The sequence below is a fragment of the Aggregatibacter actinomycetemcomitans genome (assembly GCF_003130205.1).
Lineage (GTDB): Bacteria > Pseudomonadota > Gammaproteobacteria > Enterobacterales > Pasteurellaceae > Aggregatibacter > Aggregatibacter actinomycetemcomitans_A.
This window is the reverse complement of record NZ_NRDF01000015.1, coordinates 34358-43637: the sequence shown is the minus strand read 5'-3', so window position 1 is coordinate 43637 and position 9280 is coordinate 34358. Positions and strand designations below refer to the sequence as shown.

Annotated in this window: 9 protein-coding genes and 1 pseudogene; 7 read left to right on the top strand and 3 right to left on the bottom strand. The window is 45.0% G+C overall.

Annotated features, from left to right (window positions below):
* Positions 1 to 350 precede the first annotated feature (350 nt).
* From DK423_RS09495 to DK423_RS09465, 7 genes and pseudogenes are all read left to right on the top strand, one after another.
* Complete coding sequence (locus tag DK423_RS09495; RefSeq protein ID WP_005557355.1) at positions 351 to 680, top strand: ComEA family DNA-binding protein; 330 nt, start codon at positions 351 to 353, stop codon at positions 678 to 680.
* A gap of 111 nt (positions 681 to 791) precedes the next feature.
* Positions 792 to 1385, top strand: a complete 594-nt coding sequence (rdgB, locus tag DK423_RS09490; RefSeq protein ID WP_032996673.1) for an RdgB/HAM1 family non-canonical purine NTP pyrophosphatase — start codon at positions 792 to 794, stop codon at positions 1383 to 1385.
* Positions 1386 to 1423: 38 nt separating this feature from the next.
* Entirely contained in the window at positions 1424 to 1747 is a 324-nt protein-coding gene (locus tag DK423_RS09485; protein ID WP_005557359.1) for a YbjQ family protein, read from the top strand.
* Between the two features lies 1 nt (position 1748).
* On the top strand, positions 1749 to 2918 hold the full coding sequence (gene hemW / locus DK423_RS09480; RefSeq protein WP_032996674.1) for a radical SAM family heme chaperone HemW: 1170 nt from the start codon (positions 1749 to 1751) through the stop codon (positions 2916 to 2918).
* Between the two features lie 99 nt (positions 2919 to 3017).
* A complete protein-coding gene (gene rpiA / locus DK423_RS09475; protein ID WP_005557363.1) occupies positions 3018 to 3674 on the top strand; it encodes a ribose-5-phosphate isomerase RpiA in 657 nt (218 codons plus the stop codon).
* Between the two features lie 19 nt (positions 3675 to 3693).
* Complete coding sequence (serA, locus tag DK423_RS09470; RefSeq protein WP_005557364.1) at positions 3694 to 4926, top strand: phosphoglycerate dehydrogenase; 1233 nt, start codon at positions 3694 to 3696, stop codon at positions 4924 to 4926.
* Between the two features lie 307 nt (positions 4927 to 5233).
* Positions 5234 to 6281 (top strand): annotated as a pseudogene (locus DK423_RS09465) (ABC transporter substrate-binding protein).
* An 84-nt stretch (positions 6282 to 6365) separates the two neighbouring features.
* Here DK423_RS09465 and DK423_RS09460 read toward each other — a convergent pair.
* From DK423_RS09460 to DK423_RS09450, 3 genes are read right to left on the bottom strand one after another with little or no spacing between them, the layout of a single operon-like run.
* Entirely contained in the window at positions 6366 to 7007 is a 642-nt protein-coding gene (locus DK423_RS09460; protein WP_005557373.1) for a bifunctional 4-hydroxy-2-oxoglutarate aldolase/2-dehydro-3-deoxy-phosphogluconate aldolase, read from the bottom strand.
* 8 nt (positions 7008 to 7015) lie between these two features.
* Positions 7016 to 8419, bottom strand: coding sequence for a glucuronate isomerase (gene uxaC, locus DK423_RS09455; protein WP_005557375.1), 1404 nt, complete (start codon positions 8417 to 8419; stop codon positions 7016 to 7018).
* A 10-nt stretch (positions 8420 to 8429) separates the two neighbouring features.
* On the bottom strand, positions 8430 to 9278 hold the full coding sequence (locus tag DK423_RS09450; protein WP_061886704.1) for an SDR family oxidoreductase: 849 nt from the start codon (positions 9276 to 9278) through the stop codon (positions 8430 to 8432).
* Positions 9279 to 9280: the final 2 nt, after the last annotated feature.

Below are 9280 nucleotides of genomic sequence, written 5' to 3'. Positions count from 1 at the left end.
GTTTGTTTTTTGTTTGGGAACAAAAATTATACACTATTATGAACTCTTCTTTTTTGCACTTGGATTGTAAATTCAAGAACAAAAATTATCCGTGCATCGTGGTTTAACAAGGAGGCGTAACATAGTGCTTATTAAGGATTTTCTAAATGGAAAGAGTTGGTAAAACCACCCCTTTTGTCTACTATACCTCAAAAACACCAACACCCCAAATTCCCACCGCACTTTTCTTGATTTTGCGACCAGGATCCCAAAAGTGCGGTCATTTTCTCGCGCGTTTTTTCCCTTTTCGGCAAAGTACGCCCGTTGATTGATTCAACGTTTGTTTAACTTTAGTCAGAAAAGGAATCACTATGAAAGCAATGAAACATCTTTTGGCTTCGCTGTTCGTGTTAGGTTCGGTGTTCGCGGGTTCTGCCGCGGCGGCGGAAAAAGCGGCTGAACCGGCGGTGCAAATGGAGCAACCGACGACAACGGCAACAGTGGGCGAGAAAGTGAATATTAACACTGCCACGGCAACGGAAATTCAAAAAGCCCTTGTGGGCATCGGCGCAAAAAAAGCGGAAGCGGTGGTGCAGTATCGTGAAAAACACGGTAATTTCAGCGCGGTGGAGCAGTTGTTGGAAGTGCAAGGCATCGGCAAAGCGACCTTAGAAAAAAATCGCGACCGTATCGCCTTATAATTTTTTCCTTTAGTTGTTGTTTTAATGCAAGACGAGGCAATGTTCCTCGTCTTTTTTATTGGGCGCAGTTATAATACGGGGCATTTTTCAACCGCACTTGAGAGAACAAAAATGAAGCAAAAAATTGTATTGGCGACCGGCAACCAAGGCAAAGTCAAAGAAATGACGGATGTGTTGGCGGATTTCGGTTTTGACGTGATTGCACAAACGGATTTAGGTATCGACAGCCCGGAAGAAACGGGGCTGACGTTCGTTGAAAATGCCATTTTAAAAGCGCGCTATGCCGCCGAAAAATCCGGTTTGCCTGCCATTGCCGATGATTCCGGATTGGTGGTTGAGGCGTTGAACGGTGCGCCGGGGCTGTATTCCGCACGCTATGCCGGTGAAGAGGGCAATGACGCCAAAAATCGTGCCAAATTATTGGCGGAGTTAGCCCATGTGCCGGCGGAACAGCGTAAAGCCAAATTCGTCAGCACCATCGTGCTCTTGCAACATCCCGCCGATCCGTCACCGATTATCGCGCAAGGGGAATGCCATGGCGTCATCGCTTTTGAGGAAAAAGGTGAAAACGGGTTCGGTTACGACGCATTATTTTTCAGCCCGCAACAGGGTTGCACTTTTGCCGAACTGGACACCGTCGAGAAAAAGAAAATCTCCCACCGCGCCCGCGCGTTAGCGGTGCTTAAAACGAAATTAAGCGCATAAAGTGCGGTCGTTTTTGGTAACGAATTTAAGGAAGTAACATGATTATCACCACCACACCTCACATTGAAGGCAAACAAATCGTGGAATACAAACAGCTGGTCTTCGGCGAAGTGGTCGCCGGATCGAATTTTATTCGTGATTTCTTTGCCAGCATCACCGACATCATCGGCGGACGCGCCGGGATGTATGAATCGCGTATTACCAAGTCACGCAAAGACGCCTTGGACGAAATGGCGAAAAATGCTAAAGCCTTAGGCGCCAATGCGGTTGTGGGCGTGGAAGTGAATTACACCACCATCACTTCCGAGTCCAAAAGCATGTTCATGATTGTGGCAAGCGGCACCGCCGTGGTTGTACGCTAACATGTCGGCGGCGATGTTGAACCCGTTTGTATTGCCTCCGCTGAGTTTATACGTTCATATTCCGTGGTGCGTGCAGAAATGCCCGTACTGCGATTTCAATTCGCACGCGCAAAAAGGCACAATTCCCGAGCAGGATTATGTGCGGCATCTGCTGGCGGATTTAACGGCGGATTTGGCGCGTTATCAGGAAAGCGTGCAACAGCGTCCGCTTCATTCCATTTTTATCGGCGGCGGTACGCCAAGCCTGTTTTCCGAAGAAACCATTGGGGATTTATTAGCCCAGATCGAACAACGCCTTCCTTTTACGCCGAATATTGAAATCACCTTAGAAGCCAACCCCGGCACGGTGGAAGCAGCGCGTTTTCGCGGTTATGTGCAGGCGGGCGTGAACCGTATTTCCATGGGCATTCAAAGTTTTTCCGATGAAAAATTACAAAAACTGGGACGCATTCATAACGCCGAAGAAGCCAAAAGTGCGGTGGGTTTTGCCAACGTTTCTCACCTACGCAGCTTCAATCTGGATTTAATGCACGGCTTGCCGAATCAAACCTTAAACGAAGCGCTGGACGATTTACGTCAAGCCATTGCGCTTGCGCCGCCGCATTTGTCCTGGTATCAGCTCACCATCGAACCGAACACCATGTTCGCTTACCGCCCGCCTAAGTTGCCTGATGAGGACGAATTGTGGGATATTTTCGACCGGGGACATCAATTACTCACCGCCGCCGGTTATCAACAATACGAAACCTCCGCCTACGCCAAAGCGGGTTTTCAGTGCCAACATAATTTAAATTATTGGCGATTCGGCGATTATCTTGCCATCGGTTGCGGCGCACACGGCAAGCTCAGTTTTCCCAATGGCAGTATCCTGCGTTACAGCAAAACCAAACACCCGAAAGGCTATATGCGCGGAGAGTATTTGTATGAAGAACGGTCGGTGAGCGCCGAGGATCGCCCGTTCGAGTTCTTTATGAATCGCTTCCGCTTGCTCGAACCCGTCCCGAAAAGCGACTTTGAGCAACTGACAGGCTTGCCTTTAAGTGCGGTAGCAAATGACGTTCTTTGGGCGCAGGAACAGAAATTCATCACGGAAACCGACCGCACTTGGCAGATCACCGAGCACGGCAAACTGTTTTTAAATGAACTGTTGGAACACTTTTTGCCGGAATAAAATTTGCCTGCCACTTGTTTATCCGCGGAAAACTGATTAAAGTAAAAGCAAACGTTTACGCGAAATAACATCGCGTAATTTTGTTATTAAGGAGCAAAAATGGATCAACTTAAAATGAAGAAAATCGCCGCGCAAGCGGCTTTGCAATTTGTAAAGCCGGAGATGATCGTCGGCGTGGGCAGCGGTTCCACCGTCAATTGTTTTATTGAAGCCTTGGGCGCGCTAAAAAATCAAATTAAAGGCGTGGTCGCGGCATCCAAAAAATCGGAAGAATTATTGCGCCGACAAGGCATTGAGGTGTTCAGCGCCAATGATGTTTCCGAGTTGGATATTTATGTGGACGGCGCCGATGAAATCAATCCGCAAAAAATGATGATTAAAGGCGGCGGCGCGGCGTTGACACGTGAAAAAATTGTGGCTGCACTAGCAAAAAATTTCATCTGCATTGTGGATAGTAGCAAGCAGGTTGATGTGTTAGGCTCTACTTTCCCGCTGCCAATCGAAGTGATCCCCATGGCGCGCTCGCAAGTGGCGCGTAAATTGGTGGCATTAGGCGGCGCACCGGAATATCGTGAGGGCGTGGTGACCGATAACGGCAACATCATTTTGGATGTGCATAATTTTGAGATTATGAATCCGGTAGCGATGGAAAAAGAATTAAACAACATTGCAGGCGTGGTAACCAACGGCATTTTCGCTTTGCGGGCGGCGGACACGGTGATTGTCGGCACCCAGAGCGGCGCAAAAATAATTTAAAAATAACTGGAGAGCAAACATGACAGTCAAAGTTTCATTGGATAAATCCAAAATCAAATTCGTGTTACTGGAAGGCGTTCACCAGAGCGCCTTGGACACCTTGCACGCCGCAGGTTACACCAATATTGATTATCACAAAAAAGCCTTGGACGGCGACGATTTGAAAGACGCCATTAAAGACGCCCATTTCATCGGCTTGCGTTCGCGCACCAACCTTACCGCCGAGATGATTGCCGCCGCGCCGAAACTTATCGCGGTGGGCTGTTTCTGTATCGGTACCAACCAAGTGGATTTAAACGCTGCCAAAGCGTGCGGTATCCCGGTATTTAACGCACCGTTCTCCAATACCCGTTCCGTGGCGGAATTGGTGCTGGGCGAAATTTTGTTATTAATGCGCAACATTCCGCAAGCCAACGCCGAAGTGCATCGTGGGTTATGGAATAAATCCGCCGTGGGTTCACACGAAGTGCGCGGCAAAAAACTGGGCATCGTGGGTTATGGTCATATCGGTTCCCAGTTAAGCATTATTGCCGAATCCTTGGGTATGGATGTGCATTTCTACGACATTGAAAACAAACTGCCGCTCGGTAACGCAAAACAGGTGCGTAGCCTGGAGGAATTGCTCGGATCCTGCGATGTGATTTCCCTGCATGTACCGGATTTGCCTTCCACCCGTAATTTAATTAGCGCGGAACGCATTGCGCAGTTAAAACAGGGCTCCATTTTAATTAACGCGGCACGCGGCACGGTGGTGGATATTGACGCACTGGCAAAAGCCTTGGAAGCAGGCAAAGTACGTGGTGCGGCAATTGACGTGTTCCCGAAAGAACCGGCGTCCATTAATGAAGAATTCGTCTCGCCGTTACGCCAATTCGACAACGTGTTATTAACCCCGCACATCGGCGGTTCAACTGCCGAAGCGCAGGAAAATATCGGTTTTGAAGTGGCGGGCAAATTCGTGAAATATTCCGACAACGGCTCAACCCTGTCCTCCGTCAACTTCCCGGAAGTTTCCCTGCCGGAACACGAAGGTTCCAAACGCTTGTTACATATTCATGAAAACCGTCCGGGCGTGCTTAATCGCATTAACCAGATTTTCGTGGAAGCCAACGTGAACATCGCCGCGCAATACTTACAAACCGACCCGAAAATCGGTTACGTCGTCATTGACGTGGAAACGGAAGACACCGCGCCGTTATTGGCAAAATTACGCGAAATCGACGGCACCATTCGCGCACGGGTGTTGTTTTAATCTTCCATAAATAAAAAGTGCGGTGGAAATTCATTGTGTTTTTTCACCGCACTTTTTTTAATACGCTTAATTAAAAACGACATATTTGATTCGCAAAATATTCCCGCTTTCTCAATATCACGTCCCGATAGCAATCGCGTTACTCATTCTATGGCAATATTGCGCCCATAAATTCCAACGATTATATTCAAAAATATATAGCGTTTTGGTAGAATTTCGAACATTTAAAAACGTGGTTTTTTATCACCGCACTTTCTTCTTGTTTTTTTGTACCAACACTCCCTTTCACATCAACAAAGGATATTTTATGACGTTTAAAATGCTACTTGGCGCACTTTTATTGAGCGTGTTTTCCACTTCTGTTTGGGCTGATCGCGTGATTACCGATCAACTTGACCGACAAGTGACCATTCCCGACCATATTCATCGTGCGGTGATATTGCAGCACCAAACCCTAAATCTTGCAGTACAGCTGGACGCGACCAAGCAAATTGCGGGCGTGCTTTCCAACTGGCAAAAGCAGCTTGGCAAGGATTTTGTGCGTCTTGCGCCGGAATTGGCGGATTTACCGATGCCGGGCGATTTAAATACGGTCAATATCGAAAGCCTAATGGAAATCAAACCTGATGTTGTTTTTGTGACCAATTATGCGCCGAAAGAAATGATTGAAAAAATCAGCACAAATGAATGTGCCGGTGATTGCCATTTCGTTACGTAGCGGTGATAAAACGGAGCAAAGTAAACTTAACCCGACGATTGCCGATAAAAACAATGCCTACAACGAAGGGTTGAAACGCGGGATTGAGATTATTGCCGAGGTTTTCGAGAAAAAAGCACAAGGCGAGGAATTAATCAAAGCCACCTTTACTAATCGTGAAATGTTGGCGGCGCGTTTGGGCAATATTCCGCCAGAAAAACGCGTTCGCACTTATATTGCCAATCCGAATCTCGGGACTTACGGTTCCGGCAAATATACCGGTTTAATGCTGGAACATGCGGGCGCATACAACGTGGCGGCGGAAAGCGTAAAAGGTTTTCAGACGGTTTCCATGGAAGAAGTTTTAAAATGGGATCCTGCCGTTATTTTGGTGCAGGACCGTTATCCGAACGTGGTGAACGACATTACAACCGATAACGTGTGGGCGACCATTGATGCGGTTAAAAATCATCGCGTTTGGTTAATGCCCGAATACGCCAAGGCGTGGGGCTATCCGATGCCTGAAGCGATAGTGCTAGGCGAGGTATGGCTTGCCAAAGTGCTTTATCCGACGCTTTTTAGCGATGTGGATTTGGATAAAATGGTTAACGACTATTATTTGAAATTCTATCGTCAACCCTATAAAGCGGCAAAATAATAGCGCATTAAAAAACGCGCTGAAAAACGACCGCACTTCAACTTTGATGTTGAGGTGCGGTTCAGTTTATTGCTTAATTCATGATTAAGCGTTGACCCATTCCACCACGTCTTTCGTCAATCGCCCGATTTCCTGCCAGTTTTTTTCGCTGATGAGTTTCTTTTCCACAAACCAGGAACCGCCGCATGCCACCACATTGGGAATCGCCAGATAATCTTTAATATTCTGCATACCGATACCGCCCGTCGGCATAATTTGTAATTGTGCGTAAGGGCCCAATAAGGCTTTGATCATTTTCACACCGCCGGAAGCTTCCGCCGGGAAGAATTTCACGGTGTCAATACCGACGTCCAACGTGGCTTCAATTGCCATCGGATTGTTTACCCCCGGTGTGATGGGCAACGCTAAATCCTGACATAATTGCACGATTTTAGGATTAAATCCCGGTGTAACGACCACATCTGCACCGCTGTTTTTGGCTAACACCACTTGTTCCGCCGTTAAAACGGTTCCGGCTGCGATTAAAAAATCTGGTTTATTGGCGCGTAACAAACGAATCGCTTCCGCCGCCGCTTCAGAGCGAAAGGTAATTTCCGCCACCGGTAAACCGTTTTGTGCCAAGGTATCCGCCAGGGGTAAAATATCTTCCGCATGATCTAAGGCAATGACCGGCACGACTTTTAATTGACGAAGTTTTTCGATGATTTGGCTGGTTGTGTATGACATAATTTTTCCTATTTAAAATAACGTGTTGCATTATTAAAGCAAATATCTTCAATCATTTTACTCAATAATGGAATATCATTTGGCGCTTCACCATTTTCTACCCAATTGCCTACCATTTCACATAAAATACGGCGGAAATATTCGTGGCGAGTGTAAGATAAGAAACTACGAGAATCAGTGAGCATTCCTACAAATTGACTTAATAAACCCAACTGTGAAAGTTGTTGTAACTGACGCTCCATGCCATCTTTTTGATCATTAAACCACCAGCCAGAACCAAATTGGATTTTGCCTGCTACTCCACCGGTTTGGAAATTACCAATCATACTGCCAATCACCTCGTTATCACGCGGATTTAAACAATATAAAATGGTTTTTGGCAATTGATTTTGACGATCCATAGCATCCAATAAGTGAGAAAGCTGTTCGGCATAAGTGTGATCGCCAATAGAATCAAACCCACTGTCGTTGCCAAGCAACGCAAACATTCTACTATTGTTGTTACGAATTGCCCCAATATGCATTTGCATCACCCACTGACGTTTACAATATTCAGAAGCTAACCATACCAAAATTGCTGTACTAAATTGCGCAATTTCTTCTTCTAAGAGCGGTTGATTTTGCAAACGTTTTTGAAGAATTCCATCAAGTATCGACTCATCAGGAATCGGTGCAAAACGGACAATTTCCATACCATGATCAGCCGATTTGCAACCTTGTTCATCAAAATGGTTTAAGCGTTTTACTAATGCTTTTTGTAAATCAGCAAATGAACGAATCTCAACATCGGCGACTTGGTCAAGCTGGGCGATATAATCATTGAATTGTGGCAATTCAATTTTAAAGACTTTATCCGGACGCCAACTTGGTACAACATCAATGTCAAAGCTACCATCATTTTTTATCACTTGGTGATATTCTAAGGAATCGATTGGATCATCCGTTGTTCCGACCAATTTCACATTCATTTGCTGCATAATACCACGCGCTGAAAATTCAGGCTGTTGCAACATTTCATTACATTGATGCCAAATTTTATCTGCGTTTTGCGGATTAAATAATGTGTTGGTAATACCAAAAGGGCGACGTAGTTCTAAATGAGTCCAGTGGTAAATTGGATTACCTATACAAAGCGGAACGGTCTTTGCCCACGCAAGATACTTTTGATAATTATCTGCTTTACCTGTAATTAATTCCTCCGGAACGCCCGCTGTACGTAAAGCACGCCATTTATAATGATCACCTTCTAACCAAATTTCAGCCAGATCTTTAAACTGGCGATTTTCAGCTACCTCTTTTGGACTTAAATGACAGTGGTAATCAAAAATAGGCTGATGTTTTGCATAGTCGTGATAAAGCGTTTTGGCTGTGTTTGTTGAAAGAAGAAAATCTTCGTCCATAAATTGTTTCATTTTTATCCCCTTATACACCGCTATAAGCAGAAAACCCACCATCAACCGGCACAATCACTCCATTCACAAAACTTGAATAGTTCTCATCAATTAAGAAGAGCAATGCGCCAAGTAATTCTTCCGGTTCACCAAAACGTCCCATTGGTGTATTGGTTAAAATTTTATTGGCGCGAGCGGTTGGTTTGCCTTCCGCATCAAACAATAATGCACGGTTTTGATTACTCATCACTAAAAAGCCAGGTGCAATGGCATTACAACGAAGACCTACTTTAGAAAAGTAAACGGCGAGCCATTGCGTGAAGTTACTAATTGCAGCTTTAGCACCGGAATAAGCTGCAATTTTTGTTAGTGGTGTAAAGACATTCATACTTGAAATATTGATGATATTTGCACCTTTTTTACCAATCATATCTTTCGCAAAAACCTGTGTTGGTAATAATGTACCTAAATAGTTGAGATTAAATACAAATTCAATACCAGATTTATCTAAATCAAAGAAAGTTTTTGTACTTTCATTTAAATCAAATTGGTGAAATTCATTATCTGTTGTGGCCTTTGGATTATTGCCACCGGCACCATTAATTAATATGTCACAAGTACCAAAATCGGCTTCAATTTGATTTCTGACTTCTTTAATATTTTCAAGTTCTAACACATTTGTTTTATAGGCTTTTGCACGACCGCCCGCTTGATTAATCTCTTGTGCGACTTTGTCGGCCGCTTCAAAATTAATATCCAATAAAGCAAGATTTGCTTTAGTGTGTGCGAGTTGTTTAGCTAAGAATGCGCATAACACCCCACCCGCTTCAGTAATGACGATCAATTTATTTTCTAAATTATGGTTAGCTGCAATATTCATAC